Origin of the sequence: Sorangium sp. So ce836 (assembly GCF_028553905.1) — a bacterium.
GTDB lineage: Bacteria > Myxococcota_A > Polyangia > Polyangiales > Polyangiaceae > Sorangium > Sorangium cellulosum_D.
On record NZ_CP102233.1, the window covers coordinates 7658032 to 7680142 of the forward strand.

Consider the following 22111-nt stretch of genomic DNA (forward strand, 5'->3'; position numbering starts at 1 on the left):
TACTAGGCTCCCCCGCGCGATGGCCGCGCCGGTGCTCCCGCGAATCCGCGTCCCCCACCCTCACGTGCGGTGCGACAGCCAGGTGCTCGCCGGGAGCCCGCACGTCGCCGGGTCGCGCGTCCCGGTGCGGCGGCTCTGGGCGTGGCACCGCGGCGGCGCGTCGGTCGAGACGCTGCTCAAGCGGTACCCGAACCTCGGGCCCGCGCGCGTGCTCGACGCGCTCGCGTTCGCCTACGACAACCAGGACCTCATCGAGGCCGACATCGCCCGCGAGCAGGCGCTCTTCGAGAAGAAGGGCGGGCCCACGGTCGGCGCGCGCCCGCTCGCGCAGCTCAACCTCCCCTTCGACGAAGGCGACGAGTAATCAGGGCAAGGCGCGCGAGGCGCGTAAGGCGCGCGAGGCGCGCCGCTCCGCCGCACATCCCCGCTCGGCGCGCTCAGCTTGTTTCTTTACAGCCATCGTGACTTAGGGCAATAGGGCGCTCCATCGCTGGGGCTCGACGTGCGGGCTGCTCGGCATCGCGAGCGACGGCCGCGCAGGATCGCGGCTGTCCCAGCTTTCAAGGTGGCGGCCATTGGTGTAGGGTCCGCGCCCCATGGGGTACCCGTCGAGGTGCCGGAGGGTTTCTGAGATGAGCGTCAATCGATGGAAGTTGGTTGCGATGCCCCTTGCCCTGCTCGGGCTGGCTTCGCCTCTCCTCGTGAACTGTGGCGGCAAGGGGATCCCCGGCGCAGACAGCCTGCCGGGGCCCGCCGGTGACCTGGCGTCCGCCGCGGGCGGATGCGAGGAGCTGAAGAACGGCGGCATCGCCAACCTCAAGTTCGAGGGCGGCGCCGATGTCGAGGGCAAGATCAAGGGCTTCCTCGAGGCCGCTGCCTCGCTCGACAAGCTCACGGCGGACCTGGAGGCGGACCTCATCGCCTCGTGCGGCAAGCTCGGCAAGGATCTCGGCATGAGCGAAGCGGAGCTCAAGGCCGAGCCGAGCGGCGGCAAGGGCGCCGAGAAGGTCTGCAACGCGGTCTCGGCCAAGGTGAACGCCGCCGTCAAGGCGAACGCCGAGGCGAAGCTCGCCGTCCAGATCGATCCCCCGAAGTGCTACGCCGACGTCGAGGCCATGCAGAAGTGCCTCGGCGACTGCGGCTCGCCGGTGCAGCCCGGCAAGCTCGAGGCGAGCTGCGAGGGCGGCGAGATCAGCGGCAAGTGTGACGCCGAGTGCAAGGGCAAGTGCACCGTCGACGCCGGCGCGGCGTGCTCCGGCACCTGCAACGCGAGCTGCTCGGGCAAGTGCGAAGCCGGCTTCAAGGGCACCTGCGGCGGCAAGTGCGACGGCAAGTGCGACGGCAAGGACTCGAAGGGCGCGGCGTGCGCGGGCACCTGCGAGGGCAAGTGCGACGCCAAGGCCGAGGGCAGCTGCACCGGCACCTGCGACGGCTCCTGCTCGGGCTCCTGCGAGATCAAGGGCTCGGCCAAGTGCTCGGGGTCCTGCTCGGGCGGCTGCAGCGCCGAGATCAAGGAGCCGAAGTGCTCGGGCGAGTTCAAGCCGCCGAGCGTCGACCCGAGCTGCCAGATGCAGTGCACCGCGAAGACGGCCGGCGAGGCGAAGTGCGACGCGCCGAACGTCCGCATCGTGGCGAACGGCAAGGTGAACGCCGACGCGCAGAAGCTCGTCGCCGCGCTCCGGGCGTCGCTCCCGGCGATCGCCAAGGTCCAGCTCGGGACCGGCAAGAAGCTGGCGGCGGCCGTGTCCGGCGTCGGCAAGGCGGGCGTCGAGGTCAAGGACGCGGCGCTCAAGGCCGGCGGCAAGGCGGTCGCCTGCGTCGCGGCCGCGGTGGACGCGTCGGCCAGCGCGACGGCCTCGATCGATGTCAACATCAAGGCCAGCGCCAGCGTCAGCGGCTCGGCCAGCGGCTCGGCCAGCGGCGGGACCTGATCCCCGGAACGGCTTGAGTCCGGACGCGGCGGCGGTCACCCCCTCCCGGGGGTGCCGCCGCCGTCGTCATTTTCGGCCCCGATCCGAGATCGACAGCGCAGCTCTGGGTGCCGGCTCACGTTCCTTGTCGCCGCGCGGCGCGCGGACGTCCAGGCGAGCACCGGAATCTCCCCCCGAACGTGACATGCACGTTTCTTGTCGAACCCGGCAAGATGCAGCAGGCCGTCGAGGCGCGGCGCGCCGCGAGGCGGCAAGCTGGCAAGATGGCTGCAAAAGTGGCCATTGCGCGCCGTCACGGCGCCGCGTCCGGAGTATCATGATGCTTCTGCGGGTGATGACGGGGTACTCGGAAGGGCAGGTACGATGGTCGGCGGTCCCTTGATCGAGCGCGGCGCCAGGATCGGCGAGTACACGATCGACGAGCCGCTCGGCGAGGGCGGCTTCGGCGCGGTGTTCCGCGGCCACGACGAGTCTGGGAACGTCGCCGCCATCAAGATCTTCAAGGAAGTGAGCGCCCAGAACGTCGGGCAGCTCTTCGCCCAGCAGAACGAGATCGAGGCGCTGCTCCGCCTGCGCCATCCGTCGCTGGTGAAGCTCTCCTCGTATGGCGTCCTCGACGGGATCGGCCTCTACCTCGCGATGGAGCTCGTGCAGGGCGAGACACTCGACAGGTACCTCGCGCGGATGGGCTCGCTCGACACGATCGAGGCCCTGCGCATCGCGCGCCGCGTGGCCGAGGCGCTCGCCCACTGCCACGCGCTCAACGTGCTGCACCTCGACCTCAAGCCGAGCAACATCGTCCTCACCGATCCGTACGAGCCCCGGCTCAAGATCCTCGATTTCGGCCTGGCCACGCTCACGGTGAGCTTTCAGCCCGAGCACGCCCGCGTCAACGCGGGCACCATCGCCTACCTCGCGCCCGAGTGCCTGAAGCGGGGCGGGCTCGCGCGCCCGAGCCCCCGGATGGACCTCTACGCGGTCGGCGTCGTGCTCTACGAGCTGCTCGCCGGCCGCCTCCCGTTCGCGGACGGCACCGTCGACAGCGTCATCAACCAGAAGGTCTACGGCACCCTCGTGCCGCTCGCCACCGTGGCCCCGGAGACGCCGGCGCCGGTCGTCGCGCTCGTCGACGAGCTCATGCAGCGCGACCCCGCGCGGCGCTTCTCGAGCGCGGCCCGGCTCTGCGCCCGGCTCAAGGAGCTCTACTACGTCACGCTCCACGGCACCTCGCAGCCCCCGGCCGCCGACGCGGCCGAGCGCGAGCGCGACGCCGCCCCGCCCGAGGCCCTCGACGACGCGCCGTTCATGGGCCGCGAGCTGGAGCTCGGCCGGCTCGCCGAGCTCCTCCAGGGCGCGGTGTGCGGCGAGCCGCGGCCGGCCGTGGTGGTCGGCGACACGGGCGTCGGCAAGAGCCGCCTCGTCGCCGAGCTGCTCCGGAGCGTCGAGCAGACGGGCACGGCCATCGTCGCCTACGGCAGGTGCCGCGAGCTCTCCGGGCTCATCCCCTACTCCGCGATCCGCGAGGCGCTGACGCAGGTCGCGCTCTGGCTGGAGCGGCACAACGACAGCCGCGCGGCGCGCATCCGCCGGCTGGTCAGCCTCGTGGTCGCCGACGACGCCGCCCTGCTCCAGGGGCTCGTCCCCGAGCTCATGCGCGCCGTCGGGCTCGCCGACGAGGGCGGCGCCATCGGCCCGGGCGGCACGCGCTGGATCGCCGATCTCCTGCTGCGGCTGCTCGGCGCGATCGCCGAGGAGATCCCCGTGGTCCTCGCGATCGAGGACGTCCACTGGGCCGACGAGGCGACGCAGGACGTGCTCCTCCGGATCTCGGACCAGCTCGGCGAGCGGCCGATCCTGCTGCTCGGCACGGCCCGGCCGCCGTTCCCCGGGCGCGGCGCGCCCGGCTCGACGCTGCCCCCGCCGGCCTCGGCCGGGCTGCGCGGCTCGCCCGGCTCGTCGCCGATGACGCCGCGCTCGGCGGGGTGGCTCGCCTGGAAGGGCGTCGAGCGCCTCGATCTCGGCCCGCTCCCGCCCGAGGCGAACCGGGCGCTGCTCTCCGCGCTCGGCCGCGGCGCGGGCGACGACCTCGTGCAGGAGCTCGTCCGCCGCGTCCCGCTGCTCGCCGCCGGCAACCCGCTCTTCAACATCCAGGTCGTCCGCAACATGGAGACCGAGGGCTTCCTGCAGCGCGGCCGCGGCGGCGCGCTCGAGATCTCCCGCGCCGACGCGCACTACCGCGCGCCCGCCTCGGTCTCGGACGTCCTCGCCCGCAGCATCGAGGCGCTCGATCCGACGACGGTCCAGGTCCTCGGCGTGGCCGCGCTCATCGGCCGCCAGTTCCTGCGCGACGATCTGGTCGAGCTCGGCCTCTTCGGTCCGGCGGAGGTCGACAGCGCCCTGCGCGACGCCGCCGCGCACCACATCTGCCTGAGCGAGGACGGGGGCCTCACGTCGTTCTCGCACGACGCGGCGCGCGAGCAGCTCGCCGCCCGCGTGCCGCCCGGGGATCGCGGCGAGGTCCACCGGCGCATCGCGCGGCGCATCGAGCTGCGCGGCGGCGATCCGGGGACGCTCGCGCACCACGTCGAGCGCGCCGGCGAGCTCGACCGCGCCGCGGAGGCGTACCTGCTCGCGGCGAACGAGGCCGACCGCCTGCAGGACCCGCACGGCGCGAGCCGCCGGCTCAAGCAGGCGCTCGCGCTGCTCGAGCGGCTGCCGCTCGACCCGGCGCGGATCGAGCTCCGGGCCCGCTGCGCGCACGAGCTCGCGCGCGTCGCGTGCCTGCTCGGCAGCACGGCGGAGCCGCTCGATCTGCTCCGGCGCACGCAGGGCGCGCTGCCGGACACGCCGCTCGTCACGGCGGCGCTCTCCAGCGCGCTGTCGCGCGTGCACTACGTCCGGGGGGAGTTCGCCGACGCCGTCGCGCACAGCCGCAAGGCCCTCGCGGCGATCGGCGCGAGCCCCGAGCTCCGCCCGTACCAGTGCCTGCCCGCGAACATCCTCGGGCGCGCGCTGTGCGCGGCGGGCAAGGTGGGCCCGGCGACCGAGCCGCTGCGCCGCGGCTGCGAGCTCGCGGAGGCGGCGGGCGAGTACATCGAGCTGTGCCACTCGCGCGGCATCCTCTGCGTCGCCCTGAGCCAGGCGGGCTGCTACGCCGAGGCCGAGCAGAGCGCCGCCGACGCCGCGCGCCTGGCCGAGCGCCTGCGCGACCCGGTGCGGCTGCTCGGCACGTGGTTCTACTACGCGGTGCTCGCCGAGGGCCGGTTCGACTGGGATCTCGGGGTCCGGTCGACCGCGCAGCTCCTCTCGTACGCCGAGGAGCACGGCCTGAGCGGGCTCTACCTGTACGTCGGCACGATGTACGCGGGCCGGCACCAGTTCCATGTGGGCCACCTGGCGCGGGCGCGGGTGCTGATCGCCAACGCGTGCAACCTGAGCGGCGTGCTCGGCATCGGCATGGGGCGCGGCTGGGCCGAGGGGTACCTGGGCGACGTGCTCTTCGTGCAGGGCCAGGTCCGCGAGGCGCTCGCCGCCTACGATCGGGCGATCGAGATCGGCTCGGCGGGGACGGGCGACGCGTACGCCGTGGGGCTCGGCCGGGTCGGCCGGGTGCACGCGCTCGCGCTCCTCGGCCGCGACGCCGGCGAGCTCCGGGCGTACGCCAGGGAGACGCTCGAGCTCATCCGCGCCTCCGGCAACCGGACGCAGCTCGTCACGGCGCTCGAACGCTGCGCCGAGGCGTTCGACGCGCTGGGCGAGGAGGCGGAGGCGCGCGACGTCCGCGCCGAGCGCGAGGTGCTCGTCGACGAGCTCGGCCTCGTCGACCCGACGTTCTGGCCGCGGCCTCCGGCCGAGGCGGCGTTCCAGGGTCACCCGCGGGCGTACTGGACCGACGCGCCGCGCGAGGTCCGGTCGTCGGCGCCGAGCAGCCTGGGCACGACGCAGATCGTCGGCGCGACGGTGGCGGAGCTCGCGGCGGCGGCGACGCTCGCGATCACGGAGGACGACCTCGGCGCGCGGACGCACGTGGCGATCCCGCGGCTGCGCCACGTGACGTTGCTCGAGACGCTCGCCTCGGTGGAGGGCTTCGTCCCGCGCTTCGACGGGCCGGAGGCCCCGCCGGTCGCGAAGTGATCGCGGAGGGGGGCGCCGCCGTGGCGCCGGCCGGTCCGATCGAGGTCGCGCGCACGGCGCTCGCCCACGCCTGGGCGATGCTGTTCCTGGTCGTGCTGCTCCCGGTCGGCCTGCTCTGCTTCCCCTTCGATCCCCGGCAGCGGATGCACGACCGCCTCTCGGTGGTGTGGGCGGCCGGGGCGCTCTGGCTCGTCGGCGTGCGCGTCGAGGCCAAGGGGGTCGAGCACGTGCGGCCGGGCGAGCGCTACGTGATCGCGGCGAACCACCAGAGCACGCTCGACATCCTCGCGTTGCTCGTGGCGCTGCAGGCGCGCGCGCCGTTCCGCTTCCTGGCGAAGCGCGCGCTGTTCCGGGTGCCGGTGCTCGGCTGGGGCATGCGCCTCTACGGCCACACGCCGGTCGATCGGCGGCGCGCCCGCGGCGCCGTGGCGGATCTCGGCGCGGCGCAGCGCAACCTGATGCAGCGGTGGTCGACGGTGTTCTTCCCCGAGGGCACGCGGAGCGCGACCGGCGGGCTCTTGCCTTTCCGGCTGGGCGCCTTCCGGGTCGCCGGGGCCGCGGGCGCGCGCGTGCTGCCGGTCACCATCGTTGGCGCGGGCGCGCTCCAGCCGAAGGGCCGCTACGCCGCCGCGCCCGGCGTCGTGCGGGTCGTCGTGCACCCGCCGCTCGATCCGCCCGGGCCGTCGCTCGAGGAGCTCCGCGCCTCGATGGAGGCGTGCCGGGCCGCGGTGGCGTCGGCGCTGCCGCCGGCGCTCCGCGGGGCGGGCGAGACGGGGGGCGGGTGAGCCGCGGGGGGGCATGCATGAGCGGCGTCCACGCTGGCTGAGCGTGCGTGGATACACCGCAGCAGGGATGTCGTCGCGCGGCGGGGCGCGACGAGGAGCGCGCGAGGCGAGACACCGCTACAGCACGGCGACGCTCGTGTCCGGAGCGAACGCCCAGCCGAAGGAAGCGCGGCGACACGTTGCATGACGCCACGGCCCCACCGAGATTCACCTCGGCGTCGAACGACAGCCGAAGGCCGAGGGATAGATTCACCAACCTGGTGCTCCAGGACCTGCCTCTCGGCGCGATGTTTCAATCGTTCCACGCATAGCGGCCACAATGGATGTCCGATACACCATAGCGCTCCTTCGTCGTCATGCGCGTCGAGTGAGCGCGGCTATCAGAGGACAATCATGGTCCATCGAGAACGACTCGATTCGATCTTCTCGGAGGCTCGCCTTCGCATGACGCGCCTCACACCGCGCCGCGAGCGGGGCCAGCAGGCGCTGCGCTCGGGTATCGGCCCCTGCGCCCCGACCGCTTTCAATGTGCCCAAAGCTTGGCGCCCCACCTGGAGCTCCCGCCGCTCGTCCGGAAATTGCGCGGGAATTGCGCGAAATTGCGGGCGAGCGGCCCTCGCCCGCGCCGCCGGGCGTACGGGAAGCGCCGGGTCTACCCAGGCAGCCATCACCGCCGTCGCCGCCGCTTCCCGCCCACGGCGGGGCTTCCAAGCGCGTCGGCCGTCCGGTAGATTGTCGAAATGGCATACCAGGGTTCCGGTCCACCAGCGGCTGTATCAGAGCCAGTGGATGTGGATCGCGTGCGGCGCGAGCGGGACCTCTACCGGAAGCTCCTGGACCTCGGCGCGAACAACGAGATCGAGCCCTTTCTCGAGGAGGCGCTCGCGCTGATCGTCGACATCGCCGGCGCTCGCCGCGGCTACCTGGAGATCCGGGACGACGGCGCCGACGCCGGGGGGGCGCCGTTCTGGATGGCCCGCGGCTGCACCGAAGAGGACGTCGCCGGCGTGCGCGCGGCGATCTCGCGCGGCGTGATCGCGCAGGCCATCGCCTCGGGGCAGACGATCGTGACCAGCTCGGCGCTCAACGACCCCCGCTTTCGCGACCGGGGCAGCGTGCGCGCGAACCGCATCGAGGCGGTGCTCTGCGCGCCCATCGGCGCCGACCCGCCGCTCGGCGTCCTCTACCTGCAGGATCGCATGCAGCCGGGGCCCTTTCGGGACGAGGACCGGGCGCACGTCGAGCTCTTGGCGCGCCACGTCGCCACGCTCGCCGATCGCCTGCTCCTGCGGCGGCGAACCGCCGAGTCGGCGGACCCCACGCTGCCTCTTCGAAAGAAGCTGCGCGCGGACGGAATCCGCGGGAGGAGCCCCGCGCTCGCTCGGCTCTTCCAGCAGCTCGCCCTCGTCGCGCCGCTCGACGTGAGCGTCCTCCTGACGGGGCCCACGGGGAGCGGCAAGACCGCCGTCGCCCGCGTCCTCCACGACAACAGCCCTCGGGCCGGCAGGCCCTTCGTCGAGATCAACTGCGGCGCCCTCCCGGAGGCGCTCATCGAGAGCGAGCTCTTCGGCGCCATGCCGGGCGCGCACTCGACGGCGAGCCGCAGAGTCCCGGGCAAGGTCGAGGCGGCCGAGGGGGGGACGCTGTTCCTCGACGAGGTCGCGGAGCTCAGCTTGACGGCCCAGGCGGCGCTCCTCCAGCTCCTCCAGTCGAAAGAGTACTTCCCGCTCGGCGGGTCCAAGGCGGTGAGCGCGGACGTGCGCATCGTGGCCGCCACGAACGCCGACCTGCGCGCCGCCGCGGCGAAGAAGGCCTTTCGAGAGGACCTGTTCTATCGCCTCCAGGTGCTCCCGGTCCGGGTGCCCTCCCTCGCCGAGCGCCGCGAGGATGTGCCGGAGCTCGCGGCCCACTTCTGCGAGCAGGCCGTGCGCACGTACAACCTCCCGCGGCTCGAGCTGTCGGTCGGCGCGCTGCGGGCCGTCGAGAACGCCGAGTGGCCCGGCAACATCCGCGAGCTGGCCCACGCGGTGGAGGCCGCCGTCATCCGGGCCGCGGCGGACGGCGTGCTGCGCGTCGAGCAGCGGCATTTCTTCCCCGAGCCCGAGCCGGCCCGCGGCGACGCCGGAGAGCGCGGCGACGCCGGAGAGCGCGGAGACTGGCTCACGGGACAGCCGACCCTCCAGGCGGCCACGCGGGCGTTCCAAGCGCGCTTCGTCCGCCGCGTGCTGGACGAGGGCGGCTGGAACGTCTCTGAAGCCGCGGCGCGGCTCGACATCGCGCGGTCGCACGTCTACAACCTGATTCGAGGGCTCGGGCTGGAGCGACCGAAAGGTGTCTAGCGCGGCGGCTCTCTCCGTGCAGGGCTCCTCCCCCGGGGCGGCGCCCGGCCCGCAGCCGGACCTCGGCGCGGTGTACCTGGAGGAGCACAGGGAGCTCGTCCTCGAGGAGATCCGCCGCATCATCCGCGCGGGCTCCCCGGGGGACGATCGGGCCTACCGGCTGATGCTGGATTATCCGCTGCGCCGCGCGAAGGGGCTGCGTCCCGCGCTGTGCATCGCCGTCTGCCGCGCGCTCGGCGGGGAGCTCGAGGAGGTCCTCCCGTCGGCCGCGGTGGTCGAGATGTACCATAACGCCTTTCTCATCCATGACGACATCGAGGATGGCTCGCTCACCCGGCGGGGCGGGCCCGCGCTCCACCGGACCCACGGCGTCCCCGCGGCGGTCAACTGCGGTGACGGCCTCCTCGCGCTCACGCTCGGTCCCCTGCTGGCCAACACCGACCGGCTCGGCCTCGGCCGGGCCCTGCGCATCCTCGACGTCTACGCCCGCGCCGTCATCGAGTCGTTCGAGGGGCAGGCGCAGGAGCTCTCGTGGATCGACGAGGGGACATGGCAGCTCACCGACGCGGACTACGAGTCGATGGTGCGGCGAAAGACGTGCAGCTACAGCTTCGTCGCGCCGGGCCTCGTGGGGGCGGCGGTGGCCGGGGCGGAGCCGCGCCTGGAGGCGCTCCTCGTGTCGTTCCTGGAGAGCCTCGGCCTCGCCTTTCAGATCCAGGACGATCTCCTCAACCTCGAGGAGGGGCGCGCCGATTACGGCAAAGAGCTCGCCGGCGATCTCTGGGAGGGCAAGCGAACGCTCATGCTGCTGCACGCGCTCCGCTCCGCCCGGGAGGCCGACCGCGAGGAGGCGTTACGGATCCTGCGCAAGCCGCGGCCGGCCGCCGGATCGCCGGAGGCCGGGCTCGCGGATCTGCTGAGAGGGATGGTGGAGGAGCGGATCATCGACGAGGCCGGTCGCGCCGCGATGATGCGGTATCTCGACCGCCGGGCCGCGTCGTCGGGCGAGAAGACGGAGGACGACGTGCGGTTCCTGTGGCGGCTGATCGACGATCACGGCGGCATCGAGCACGCCCGCGGGGTGGCGGGGCGCCACGCGGCGTCGGCCGAGGTGCGGTGGCGAGAGCTCGCGGAGGTGCTGGCCGACTCCGTTCACAAGCGGTTCATCGGCTGGCTCAAGGACTATGTCGTCCAGCGGACGTGGTGAAGCGATGTCGGTTCGAAAGGACGGCCTGGCCGAGGCCCAGGCCGTCGACATTCAGGCGATGTTCGAGGCGCTCTGCCGCGTTCAGAGCGGGGCCAGCGCGAACGACGGCCCCGAGGCGCGGCTCGCGAGGTTCGCGCGCGAGGCAGGCGCGCCCGGGGCTGCCGGCGGCGCGCGCGAGGCAGGCGCCCCCAGGGCTGCCGGCGGCGCGCGCGAGGCAGGCGCGCCCGCGGCCGCCCGCGGCGCGCGCGACGGCGAGGACGACTTCCCGGATTTCTCGGTCGATCCGCCGGTGGCCGAGCCCCTGGAAATGCCCGCGGAGCCGTCGTTCGGCCGCGAGCCCCGGGCCGACCGCGGACTCGATCCCGGCGCCGGCGCCCCGCCCGGCGGCGAGCGGGACGCGATCCTGGCTGCCCTCCTGGGCGCGCTCGGCGACTACCAGCGCCTCCTGGTCCGCTACAGCCGGGAGTTCGACGAGGCGCTCGCGCGGCGGGCCCGCGGCGAGGCGGAGGCCGGCGACGCCGTGCTGGAGCGCCTGCGCGCGGCCCAGGCGCTCCTCGTCAAGTACCCTCTCGCCGGACAGGCGGCCTTCCACGCGCTCGTCCGGGAGGGCCGGCGGTTCTCGGAGACCGACGAGGGTCGCTCCTGGAAGCGGCGCCTCGCGGGCTCTCCGCTGCTCGCCCGCGCGCGCACCCTCTTCGAGGGCCTGTCCGGCGGGATCGTGAGCGAGGAAGGCGGCGCGGTGCCCTCGGCCTACGTCGATGCCTTCGTGCGCGCCCTCGATCGCGATCTCGAGGGCGTGCTGTCGGACCTGGCCGGCGCCGGAGAACGGCCGTGAGCGTCACCGCGCCCGAGCTCGATTTCGACACGCACGACGGGTTCCTGCACGCCGTGCTCGGGCTGCTCGGCGCGAGCCGGGAGATCGCGTCGCTCGCGGGCCTGGCGGCCGCGGCGGGCCGACCCGGCGGCGACGGCGGGCCAGTCTCCGGGGACGGCGAGGCGGAGGACGCGGTGCTGCTCGCGCTGCTCGGGGTCCTGTCGCTGAGCGGGCGCGTGCAGCGGATCGCGGAGACGTGGGCCGAGGGCGCGTCGCCCCCGGAGGGGCCGCCCCCCGCAGGGGTGCCCGTCCGGCCGGTGGAAGATCTCCTCCGGTGAGCCTCTCTGCCGCGCGGCTCAGCGCCCTCGCCGCGGACGCCGATCCGTGGCGCGGTCTGCCGTTCGAGCTCGAGGCGAGGCGAGACTACAAGGAGTGGCAGCACTTCGTCGTCTTCGGCGAGGACTGGACGTCGCTCTTCAACCTCAGCCTGGAGGGCGGCGGCGCGGGAAAGGCGATCACGGTCGTCTGCCGGCAAGCGTGGCGGGGGCACGTGGCGCGGTGCCCGAGGCCCGAGGTGCGCCCGGGCCGCATGGACGCGACGTTCGATCGCGCCGCGATGCGGTGGCGCGGCGGCCGGTACGAGATCGTGAACCACGGCGACGGCGCGCGGATGGAGGTCGTCCTCGCGCCCGCGTCGGTGCCCTCGCTCAGCCACGACATCCGCCTCGGGCCCGGGGCTCACCTGAGCTGGTGTCTCGTGCCGCGGCTCCTGGCGTCGGGCTGGGTGGAGATCGAGGGACAGCGGCGCTCGTTCGAGGACAGGCCTGCGTACCACGACCACAACTGGGGTCGATTCCGCTGGGGCGGCGATTTCTCCTGGGAATGGGGCTGCGCGGTGCCCAGCGATCCGGCCGTCCCGTGGACGGTGGTCTTCTCGAGGATGAACGATCGCGCCCGCACCCGGACCACCGCGACGAGCGTGTTCCTCCTGCGGGGCGGGGCGATCGTGCGGTATTTCCGGAACACCGAGGCGCGCTTCACGGCCGAGGGCGCCGTGGATGCGCGGCCTTCGGGGCGCGTGCCCGCGGCGGCGGCGCTGCTCTTGCCGGACCACGACCGCGACGTGCCGCGGTGGACGAGATTCGAGGCGAGCCGGGGCGGAGAGTCCCTGTCGGGGGAGATCGAGGCGGGCGTGCGCGGGCAGATCCTCGTGCCTTCCGAGACCGACGTCCGCCGCGTGGTGCGGCTGAACGAGGCCCACGCGCGCGCCCGGATCCGCGGCGTCTGCGCCGGAGAGGCGGTCGAGCTAGACGGCCCGTGCCTCCTGGAGGTGGTCCGTGGCTGAGCCGGTGACGCGCACGCTGCGGCGGGCGCTGCGCCTGATCGCGGCGCGGCAGCCGGAGGCGAGCGCCGCGATGGCGGGCTGCCTCGAGGGGCTCACGGTGTCGGTGGACGTCGCGTCCGAGCCGGCGGTGGGGCTCGGCGGCGTCGGGCGCGAGGTGGTCGAGGTGCCCTTGGCGGAGCGGGCGGCGGTCCGGATCTCGACGGACCGGAAGAGCATCCGGGCGCTCTTGTCGGGGGAGCGGACGCTGAGCGAGTCGCTGCGGGGCGGGGCGGTGGGCCTCGCCGGGAAGGTGGAGGACCTCTCGCGGGGACTCCGCGCGTTCGAGATCTTCGTGGGAGCGTTGTTGCGGATCGACGAGGCGGAGGAGCTCCGCCTGGAGCTGGAGAGCGGGGAATGAGCGACGAGAGACAGCGGGGCGGAAGCCGGAGGCGGGGCCCGGCGCACAAGGAGCGCGTAAAGCTGAGGGAGGAACTCCACAAGCGATCCGAGTTCCTGGAGTTCTGCGCGCGAACCAAGGCGCTCCCAACTCCAGATCGCAAGCCATACAAACTGCTGTCCGACATCTCCCGCCGAGAAGACTGGCAGGATATCATCCTGCGCTCGCTCGCGAACTTCAATCCCAAAGAGCCATTCTACGGTGAGCTGGTCGACTATGGCAGCCAGTCGAGGTGGCTCAACAGCACGCCTGATGGAGACGGCTCCCACGATCGCCTGCAGGCGCTCGACCTCGGGCGGGCAGCCAACCGTGCGCAGGACTCCGTGAAGCGTTTCGTACGGCAGCAGCTCATGTATCTATTGCTCTGCCAGTGCAAGTACGCGGCCCCGCGGCACACGGATGCGGTCGCGGACAAGGACGTCTGGCCGACGGTCGTCGACGAGCAGCTCCGCACGTGGCACGCTGCCATTCCAAGCGAGGTGCTCGCGTTCTACGACGCTGCGCTGCTCGAGCTCCTGGCGGATCGACGGCTCGCGGGGGACATGGGTGCGTCCGTGTACCAATCGAACCTCAATAGGACGCGCAGCGAGCACAGCGCTCACTTGACGGCGGCCAAGGAACAGGATCGGAAGGTGCCAGCCCGCCGCGAGCTCGAACGCCTGCTGGACTCCGCCTTCTACTCGTCGGTAGACCGGCCGAGCCCTTACTGGTACCTCCTTCAGAAACCGAGATCCATCCTCGACTCCATCGTAGAGCTCCTGGGCAAAAAGGGGGCGACTGATCTCGTGGCCTGGTGCATGGCGTTGTTCCAGGCCGCCGGCGACAGACCAATTCCCTGCATACATCCTGTGGAAGGGTCGCCCTGGTTCTACGATCCGGACCGCGTCTGCAAGTTTCTCAACGCGGCCCGTTACGCGCTGGGAGCGCCCCGTCGCGCCTACGCCGGCAAGCAGGATGCCGAAATGGACGCGAGGTCGGCGGACATCCTCGAGCAGGAGCTGGTTCTATTTACCAACGCTTGCCTGGAGGAGCCGGAAGAGCAGGAACGCACGCCGACAAGCTATCGGAGCATCTTCGGCCAGAAGCCGACGGAGACGAACAGAAGGCAATATTTCGACCAACGCTCAGCGATAGAGCGCGTTTGGTGGAGGTCGTTCATATTTCAGAAAAAGAAGGAGGCACCCGAGCGCCTTGCGCGCTGGTGCAATCGGACCCTCCGAGACGGCTGGACGATTTCGAAGCCGATCGGCGCGAAGGCCGGTCGAGGCGGTCGCACCGTCGTGCTGGTCTACGGGGCCGGGATTGCGGGGCTCACGGCAGCCCACGAGCTCGCAGAGCGCAACTTCCAGGTCCACGTCATCGAGCCTGCTTCGCCCGACCCGCGAGAAATCACGTGGCAGGACCCTGATTTCCAGGTCGAGCCCGACCTCCAGGTGGGCGGCATGGCTCGGACTCAATGGGACGCCCTGTATGAGCACAAGGCACAAGAAGCTCGCAGAGCAGACGAAGGAGCTTGCAGAGCAGGCGCACAAGGAGCTCGCAGAGCAGGCGCACAAGGAGCTCGCGGCAAGCTAGTTCCGGGGGAGCACGGGTACCGCCTCTTTCCTAGCTTCTATCGGCACATCTTCGATACCATGAAGCGTACGCCCGTCGGAAACCCAGGGCCCGGCCACCGTCCCACGGCCTTTGATCAGCTCGAGCCCACCTTCCGCCAGGTGTTCGCCGCGCGCAAGGGCTTGGTCCCGCTCAGCCGGGAGCGCCCGCGCAGCCTGGAGGCCTTCAGGACGGAGTACATGCGCCTCACGCAGGGGCTCGGCTTCGGCCGCCGGGATCTCACGCGCTTCTTCTTCAAGCTCGTCCGCTACCTGATGACGTGCAGCGCGAGGAGGGAAAAAGAATACGAGGGAGTATCGCTGTTCACGTTTTTCGGCGCAGATCAGAAAGGCTGCTACTCCGAGCCGTTCATCCAGGCGATCCGGGCCGCGCCACAGGCGCTGGTCGCCATGGATGCAGAGCACTGCGACGCGCGCACCCAGGCCAACGTGTACTTGCAGCTCCTCCTCGATCAGGTGCTCGGCGGACAGTACACGGACTGCATCCTCTCGGGCCCGACGAGCCACGCCTGGCTCGTCCCGTGGCGCAAGCACCTGGAGGAGAATCTCGATGTCAAGTTCCACCAGGGTGAGCTCCTGAGCATCACGGGCACCGGGAAAAAGCTGGAGGTGCTGGTCCGAGGGCAGCGCCTAGCTCTCCCGGACGCCGACTACCATGTCGTCGCGCTCGACGCCGTCGCGGCCGAGCGGGTGACTCGGTGGTGGAACTCCAGCGAGATGAGCACCCTCCCACACGACGGCGTGCCCCGGGAGCTTCGAGGGTTCACCAGCTACATCACGACCCAGCTGCCTGCCGGGCTGGGACGCTACGAGATCGCGGTCACCTACACGAGCCCTCTCTCGCCGCAGGAGGCCGACGACAAGCTGCGGAGCCTCCTCCGCCGAGTCCAGGCCGCCGAGGACGATGAATCGCTCGAGCAACGGGAACGATCCGTGTTCCGCTCGGCGACGTATTCGACCGGCCAGACCGTGCAAGAGCCGGAGGGCGTACCGGAGCTGCGCCTCCATTTCTGGTTCGACCGCAGGGTCGGCCCGCACGAGGTGAAGATCCTCGAAAATGTCCTCCGCCGCTGGGCGCGCCCTGCGGAAGACGTGCGGCTCACCAGCGAGAGCGCACAGCAGTTCCCGCAGGCGGTGCGCGTGACGACACCGCGCCTGCCCGGGCAGCGGTACGGCGACGCGCCCGGCGATCGGCTCCAGACGTTCACGGGAGTCCAGTATTACTTCGACCAGGATTTCAAGCTCGTACGTGGACACGTCTATTTTCCGGACACCGAGTGGGGCCTCTCCGCCGTGTCGCAGTCGCAGTTCTGGGTAGGGAAGCATTTCGACGGCATCACCCCGCGCATCCGTGGCGTCCTGTCGGTGGACATCGGGAGCTGCTGCCGGCGCTCCTCCTTCACGGGAAAGAGCCTCATGGATTCCTCTCCCGACGAGATCCAGAGAGAGGTCTGGCGCCAGATCAAGGATAGTCTGCGGACGATCCGCGGCGCGGCCGCGCCGGTGACGAGCCTTCCGCTCCCGGAGCCGCTCTACTATCATCTGGACTCGAACCTCGTGTTCGCGGGCAGCGCGCTGCGCGCCAACCGCACCCCGTTCCTGATCAACAGAGTCGGAGACTGGGACAACCGGCCGCGCTGCATGCCGTGGGTGCCCGGAAGGAGCAAGCTCGGGAACGGCGAACGGACCGACGGCACCGGGCTCTGGCAAGCTCCCCACGGCGGCTACCGCGTCCACGAGGACAAGGTCGTGTTCTGCGGCTCGTACATGCGCACGTTCACCCGCATGAACACGATGGAAGCCGCCAACGAGTCGGGGCGGCACGCCGTCAACGCCATCCTCGATCACATGGCCTCCACACACAGGTCGGAGGATCTCGAGAGGGCCGGCATCACCGGCGACTACTGCGACATCTGGGACATCGAGGAGCACGAGCTCGACGATCTCGCCTTCTTCAAGCGCGTCGACGAGATGCTGTTCCGCGCCGGCAAGCCGCACATCGCCGACATCCTCCAGTTCGACAAGCTCGCCGACGTCGCGCACCCCGACCCGAGCCCCGGCCAGTCGCTCCTCGCCGCGCTCGGGGCCACCCTCAAGAACGACTGGGGCGCGGACGCCAACGACCTCGCCGGCGGCCTCAACGGGCTCATGGAGATCGTCCGCGCCGGCAAGGACCTCGCGGGCTCGCTCGGCGGCGACCCGCCGAACCTGCAAAAGCTCCTCTCCTTGCTCGGCGCCGTCAAGGCCGGCCCCGGGAAGCAGGCGCCGTGAACGCCGCGCGCGTCGCCGCGCCCGTCGGCGGGCCGTTCGACGCCGGAGGGCGCTACGTCGTCCGGGAAGTCCTCGGCTCGGGCGCCTTCGGGATCGTCTACCGCGTGCTCGACCGGCGGTGGGACCAGGAGGTCGCCCTCAAGACCCTCCTCGACACCACGCCCGAAGGACGGCAGTGGCTCAAGGCGGAATACAGGGCCCTGCGCGACATCGTCCACCCCAACCTGGTCCGCCTCCACGAGCTCCACATCGAGGGCGAGCGGTGCTTCTTCACGATGGAAGTCGTCCCGGGCGGGCTCCCCTTCACCGACCGGCTCGGCCTCGACCCGAAGGCGCCCGAGGAGCAGCAGGCCGCCGCGATCCGCGGGATCTGCCAGGCAGGGCTCCAGCTCGCCGAGGCGCTCGCGACCGTCCACGCCTCCGGCAAATCGCACCGCGACGTGAAGCCCACCAACGTGCTCGTGAGCGAGGAAGGACACGTGACCCTCCTCGACTTCGGCATGGCCACCCCCGTCTCCCGCGCGCGGCTGCTCGACACGGCCCGCGGCGTCGTGCTCGGCACCCTGCCCTACCTCGCGCCCGAGCAGTACTGGGACCCGAAGCCGCTCCCCGCCTCGGACTGGTACAGCGTGGGCCTGGTCCTCTACGAGGCCCTCGCGGGCCGGCTCCCGTTCGGAGACGACCCCTCCGAGGAGATCGACGCGAAGCACCGCCTGCCCGCCCCGCCGTCGAGGCTCGCGCCCTCGGTCCCGCCCGCGGTCGATCGGCTCGTGCTCGGCCTGCTGGAGCCGGATCCAGGCCGGCGCATGCCCGCCCCGGAGGCGCTGGCCGCCCTGCGCGAGCACGCCGCCCCGCGCGAGGACGCCGAGGCGCCCCGCGCCCGCGCCAGCCGGCTCCCGCTCGCGGCGGAGGCCGAGCTCGACTTCGTGGCCCGCGAGGCGGAGCTCGGCGCCCTGCGCGACGCCTTCGCCGCGGCCCAGCAAGGCCAGCTCGTCACCGTGGACGTCGTGGGGCCCTCGGGCATGGGGAAGACCGTGCTCGTCCGGCGGTTCCTGCGCGATCTGGAGGGCGCCGGCCCGGCCCCGCCGCTCGTGCTGGAGGCGCGGTGCCACCCGTACGAGTCGATCCCGTACAAGGCGTTCGACGCGGCGATCGACGATCTGGCCCGGTACTGGGTCGGCCTCGACGAGGCCTCGGCCGCGGCCCTCTGCCCCGCCGAGGGCGCGGAGGCGCTGGCGCTGCTCTTCCCCGAGCTCCGGCGGGTGCCCGTCGTCGACGCGAAGGCGCGGTCCGGCGCGGCCCGCGGCGACCCGCGCGCCCTGCGCCAGTCCGGGTTCGCCGCGCTCCGGGTCGTCCTCGCGCACGCGGCCGCGCGGCAGCCCGTGGTCCTCTGGGTCGACGACGCGCAGTGGGCGGACGCCGACAGCGTCGCCCTCGTGGAGAGCGTCTTCGGCGGCGAGGATCCGCCCCACGTCGCGCTCGTCCTGTCGCGCCGCCCGGCCGGCGAGACGCCTCAACCGGCGCTGCTCGAGGCCCTCTCCATGGCCCGATCCAGGGGAAAATCGGTCGAGATCGAGCTCGCGCCCCTCGGCGCGGGCTCGGCCGTCGCCCTCGCGCGCGCGATCACCGCCCGCGCAGGCGCCGGCGCGGAGGCCGTCCTCGAGATCGTGGAGGAAGCCGGCGGCGTGCCCTACCTGGTCGCCGAGCTGGCGCACTTCGCGGCGGCAGCCCGGACCGCGGAGGGCGCCCGGGGGCTCACGACGACGGCGACGTCGCTCCTGCACGAGCGCCTCCAGGCGCTCTCGGACGAGGACCGCGCGCTGGTCGAGGTCGCGGCGCTCTCCGGGGCCGCCCAGCGCGCCGCGGTGCTGCTCGAGGCGGCGGGGAGCCGGGACCGGCGGCGGCTCCGGGACCTGTGCCTGCTCCGCCTCCTCCGGTGGGCGGGCGCGGGCGAAGAGGAGACGCTCCAGATCTACCACGATCGGCTGCGGGAGTTCGTCGCGGGCGCGCTGCCCAAGGAGGTGAGCGCCCGGCACCACGCCGCGCTCGTGTCGGCGATGGAGGCCGCGGGCTCCGACGACGCGGAGCAGCTCATGGCCCACGCGCTGGCCGCCGGCGACCGGCCCCGGACCCGCCGCCACGCGATGACCGCGGCGCGGCGCGCCGAGGCCGCGCTGGCCTTCGAGCAGGCGGCGCGCCTCTACCGCGTCGCGCTGGAGCACACCGCCGGAGAGGCGCCCTGCGCCGACCTCCACGCCCTGCTCGCCGAGGCGCTGGCCAACGCCGGACGGAGCACGGACGCGGCCCCCGCGTTCGAGCGCGCGGCCCGCGCGCTCGCCGAGGAGTCTCCGCGCGAGATCGAGCGGAGAGGGCTCTACCGGCGGCGGGCGGGCGAGCAGTACCTGAAAGCGGGGCGCTTCGACGAGGGCCTGCGGCTCATGGAGGCGTTCCTCGGGGAGTCGCGCGTGCGGCTGCCGACGTCGGGCAACGGCGCGCTCCTTGTGTCGGCCGGGAAGCGGCTGCGGCTGTACCTCAGGGGCTTCGACTTCGAGGCGCGGCCGCCCGGCGCGATCGCCCCGAGCACCCGGCGCCGGCTCGACGACCTGTGGGCCGCCACGACGGCGCTGTCGATGATGGACCCGGTCCGCGCGGACGGGGTCGGCCTCCTGCATTTCCTCGAAGCGCTGCGCGAGGGAGACTCCGCCCACATCGCGCGGTCGCTCGGCTACGAGGCGGCCTTCGCGGCGCTCATCGGCGGCGGCTTCCTGCGCGCGAGGTCGCGGGACCTCGTGCGGCGCAACGAGCGCGCCCTCGAGGGCGGCGCCGCCCCCTACGAGCGGGCCTTCTACCTGCTCGGCGCCGGCTCTTCGGCCTTCTTCCACAGCGACTGGGACCGGGCGGCGAGGCTCTGCGACGCCGCCGCGGTGCAGTTTCGCGCGGAGTGCCGGGGGGCCGAGTACGAGGCCGCGGTGGCGATCGTGTTCAGCTTGCAGGCGCTCGGCCAGGCTGGCCGCGTCGGCGAGCTGGTCGCGCGGATCCCCGCCGCGATCCGCGAGGCCGAGGCGCGCGGCGATCTTTTCGCGGCCAACAACTACCGGGGCGGGTTCCACGGCGTCGGGCGGCTCGCGGCCGGGCGGGTGGACGAGGTGGCCACCGATCTGCGCAAAGTGGTGGAGACCTGGAAGTCGGGGTTCTACCAGATGCACGCGTATCACCGGGTCTTCTCCGGCGTGGCGCTCGACCTCTACGTGGGCGATCCGAGATCGGCCGTCGCGCGGATCGAGGGGGACTGGCCCGAGCTGCGCGACGGCCTGTTCCTGCGGATGGAGCTGCCCGCGATGGAGCTGCGGTGGACGCGGGCGCGCGCGGCGCTCGCGCTCGCGGGGCAGAGCGGCGGGTCGGCGCGGAGGGCGCTGCTCCGCCGGGTGAGGGAGCTCGTCCGGGCGATCGGCCGGGCCACGGTGCTCGCGTCGCGCCCGCACGCGTCGCTGCTCCTCGCGGGCCTCGCCGCGACGGAGGGGCGGAGCGGCCAGGCGCAGGCTCACCTCCGCTCGGCGCTCGCGGGGTACACGGCGGCGAGGATGGCCATTCACCGGGAGGTGGCCCGCTGGGCGCTCGGCAGGGTCGCCGGCGGCCGAGAGGGCGCCCGCCACATCGACGAGGCGGGGGCCTGGATGTCGTCGGAAGGCGTCCCCGACATGACGCCTCTGGCGAGGGCGATCGCCCCCGGGGTCGAGCGGGCGTTCGGCGGCCCGGGGGTCGCGTGACGGTCTATGACGTGGTCATCGCCGGCGCCGGGCCCGCGGGGAGCGCGCTCGCGATCGAGCTGGCCTCCGAGGGGTATGCGGTGCTCCTCTGCGACGCCGCCCGCTTCCCCCGGGACAAGCCGTGTGGAGATTACGTCAGCCCGAGGGGCCTCGCGCGCCTCGAGGCGCTCGGCTGCGGGGAGGCGATCCGGCGGCTCGACTGCCTCCCGATCCGCAAATCGCGGCTTTACCTGAACCGGGATCACCTGGTCTCCGGGGTGTTGCCGCGCGTCGCCGGCCTGCCGGCGCACGGGCACGCCATTCCGCGCAAGGAGCTCGACGACCTCCTGTTCCGGCGAGCGATCCGGGCGGGCGCGGAGGCCCGGGAGTCGTGCCGGGTGACGGGGTTCGAGGCGACGGCGCGCGGGGTCCTCGTGAGCGCGACGCGCGAGGGCAAGGCGTGCCGCATCGAGGGCCGGCTCCTCGTCGGGGCGGACGGGGCGACGAGCGCGGTCGCGAACGCGGCGGGCCTGCGGATGAACGACCCCCGCTACACCCTCGCTTCCATCCGCGCGTACGCGCGCGGCCTGACCCTCGATCATACGCTGATGTACTTCGACGAGAAGTATTTCCCCGGGTACGGCTGGGTGTTCCCCGTGCGTCCGGGGCTCTGCAACATCGGCGTCGGGATGGTGAGCGAGCCGCTCGTGAGGAGCGGCCTCAAGCTGGGCGACTTCTACGCGAAGCTCACGAGGCTGATCCACCACCTGGCGAGCTCGAAGGGCGCGCGCGTGGAGATCGGGCCCCAGCGCGGGTGGCCCATCCGGAGCTACGGCGGCGCGACGAGGAACCACTTCGAGCGCGGGCTCCTGATCGGGGAGGCAGGCTGCTTCGTGGATCCCATCAATGGAGAGGGGATCCCGCTCGCGCTCTCGAGCGCGCACGTGGCGGCGCGCACCGTCCGCGCGGCGTTCCGGGAGGGGCGCTTCGGGAGGGATTTCCTCGCGCGCTACGAGGCCGACTTCCGCGCGCATTTCGACCCGGATCTCGGGATCAGCGATCTCGCGGTCACCATGATCCGCAATCGGCACCTGCTTCCGGTGTGGCTCGCCATGTTCCGGACGATGAGCCTCACCGCCCAGAAGGACGCGCGCTACGCGCAGGTGACGGGGGGGATCCTCGGCGGCGTGATCGCGGCGCGGGAGGGGATCACCCCCGAGATGTTCGTGCGCACGCTGGCGCACGGGCCCGGCTTCTGGCGCGAGGCGCTCGGCGCCTCTGCGCCCGGCGGCGCCTCGGGCTGGCTCGCCGGCGGGGCCGCGCTCCTCGGCTTCCAGGCGTCGCTGGCCCGCGCGATCCGGGAGGACGGGGCGTGGCTGTACGGGTGGGCGAGAGAGGTCCATGCGAAGCAGAAGAAGCTCGGGCTCGCCGCGCTTCGAGGGGCGACGCTCGGGGGGCGCTGAGCCCCCGAGGCGCGCGGGGCTGGGCTC

The 22111-nt window shown here is 72.7% G+C and carries 13 protein-coding genes; all 13 read left to right on the forward strand.

Annotation, left to right across the window (positions count from 1 at the left end; translation table 11 throughout):
* The first annotated feature begins 19 nt into the window (after nucleotides 1-19).
* The 13 genes from NQZ70_RS27505 (at nucleotide 20) to NQZ70_RS27565 (ending at nucleotide 22084) form a co-directional block, all read left to right on the forward strand.
* Nucleotides 20-364: a DUF433 domain-containing protein gene (locus NQZ70_RS27505; RefSeq protein WP_129576857.1), complete on the forward strand. Its 345-nt coding sequence runs from the start codon at nucleotides 20-22 to the stop codon at nucleotides 362-364.
* Nucleotides 365-632: 268 nt separating this feature from the next.
* Nucleotides 633-1931: a hypothetical protein gene (locus tag NQZ70_RS27510; protein ID WP_237244109.1), complete on the forward strand. Its 1299-nt coding sequence runs from the start codon at nucleotides 633-635 to the stop codon at nucleotides 1929-1931.
* A 363-nt stretch (nucleotides 1932-2294) separates the two neighbouring features.
* Nucleotides 2295-6065: a serine/threonine-protein kinase PknK gene (locus NQZ70_RS27515; protein WP_129576858.1), complete on the forward strand. Its 3771-nt coding sequence runs from the start codon at nucleotides 2295-2297 to the stop codon at nucleotides 6063-6065.
* A 20-nt stretch (nucleotides 6066-6085) separates the two neighbouring features.
* Nucleotides 6086-6850, forward strand: a complete 765-nt coding sequence (locus tag NQZ70_RS27520; RefSeq protein WP_237244110.1) for a 1-acyl-sn-glycerol-3-phosphate acyltransferase — start codon at nucleotides 6086-6088, stop codon at nucleotides 6848-6850.
* A 785-nt stretch (nucleotides 6851-7635) separates the two neighbouring features.
* Nucleotides 7636-9189 carry a sigma 54-interacting transcriptional regulator gene (locus tag NQZ70_RS27525; protein WP_237244111.1) on the forward strand — a complete coding sequence of 518 codons (1554 nt, stop codon included), beginning with the start codon at nucleotides 7636-7638 and terminating at the stop codon, nucleotides 9187-9189.
* A 16-nt stretch (nucleotides 9190-9205) separates the two neighbouring features.
* Nucleotides 9206-10396 (forward strand): polyprenyl synthetase family protein, encoded by a 1191-nt coding sequence (locus tag NQZ70_RS27530; RefSeq protein ID WP_237244112.1) that lies wholly within the window; start codon nucleotides 9206-9208, stop codon nucleotides 10394-10396.
* 4 nt (nucleotides 10397-10400) lie between these two features.
* Complete coding sequence (locus tag NQZ70_RS27535; protein ID WP_129576861.1) at nucleotides 10401-11231, forward strand: hypothetical protein; 831 nt, start codon at nucleotides 10401-10403, stop codon at nucleotides 11229-11231.
* Nucleotides 11228-11548, forward strand: coding sequence for a hypothetical protein (locus NQZ70_RS27540; RefSeq protein WP_129576862.1), 321 nt, complete (start codon nucleotides 11228-11230; stop codon nucleotides 11546-11548). Before NQZ70_RS27535 ends, NQZ70_RS27540 begins: the two co-directional genes overlap by 4 nt.
* Nucleotides 11545-12555 (forward strand): hypothetical protein, encoded by a 1011-nt coding sequence (locus NQZ70_RS27545; protein WP_129576863.1) that lies wholly within the window; start codon nucleotides 11545-11547, stop codon nucleotides 12553-12555. The genes NQZ70_RS27540 and NQZ70_RS27545 overlap by 4 nt, the downstream gene beginning before the upstream one ends.
* A complete protein-coding gene (locus NQZ70_RS27550; protein WP_129576864.1) occupies nucleotides 12548-12952 on the forward strand; it encodes a hypothetical protein in 405 nt (134 codons plus the stop codon). The genes NQZ70_RS27545 and NQZ70_RS27550 overlap by 8 nt, the downstream gene beginning before the upstream one ends.
* Nucleotides 12949-16875 carry an NAD(P)-binding protein gene (locus NQZ70_RS27555; RefSeq protein WP_207217491.1) on the forward strand — a complete coding sequence of 1309 codons (3927 nt, stop codon included), beginning with the start codon at nucleotides 12949-12951 and terminating at the stop codon, nucleotides 16873-16875. The genes NQZ70_RS27550 and NQZ70_RS27555 overlap by 4 nt, the downstream gene beginning before the upstream one ends.
* A complete protein-coding gene (locus NQZ70_RS27560; RefSeq protein ID WP_129576865.1) occupies nucleotides 16872-20642 on the forward strand; it encodes a serine/threonine-protein kinase PknK in 3771 nt (1256 codons plus the stop codon). The genes NQZ70_RS27555 and NQZ70_RS27560 overlap by 4 nt, the downstream gene beginning before the upstream one ends.
* A complete protein-coding gene (locus NQZ70_RS27565) occupies nucleotides 20639-22084 on the forward strand; it encodes an NAD(P)/FAD-dependent oxidoreductase (protein ID WP_165374193.1) in 1446 nt (481 codons plus the stop codon). The genes NQZ70_RS27560 and NQZ70_RS27565 overlap by 4 nt, the downstream gene beginning before the upstream one ends.
* Nucleotides 22085-22111 lie beyond the last annotated feature (27 nt).

Coding starts and splice junctions, on each gene's coding strand:
- NQZ70_RS27505 (WP_129576857.1), top strand. CDS start 20: ATGGCCGCGCCGGTGCTCCCGCGAATCCGCGTCCCCCACCCTCACGTG.
- NQZ70_RS27510 (WP_237244109.1), top strand. CDS start 633: ATGAGCGTCAATCGATGGAAGTTGGTTGCGATGCCCCTTGCCCTGCTC.
- NQZ70_RS27515 (WP_129576858.1), top strand. CDS start 2,295: ATGGTCGGCGGTCCCTTGATCGAGCGCGGCGCCAGGATCGGCGAGTAC.
- NQZ70_RS27535 (WP_129576861.1), top strand. CDS start 10,401: ATGTCGGTTCGAAAGGACGGCCTGGCCGAGGCCCAGGCCGTCGACATT.
- NQZ70_RS27555 (WP_207217491.1), top strand. CDS start 12,949: ATGAGCGACGAGAGACAGCGGGGCGGAAGCCGGAGGCGGGGCCCGGCG.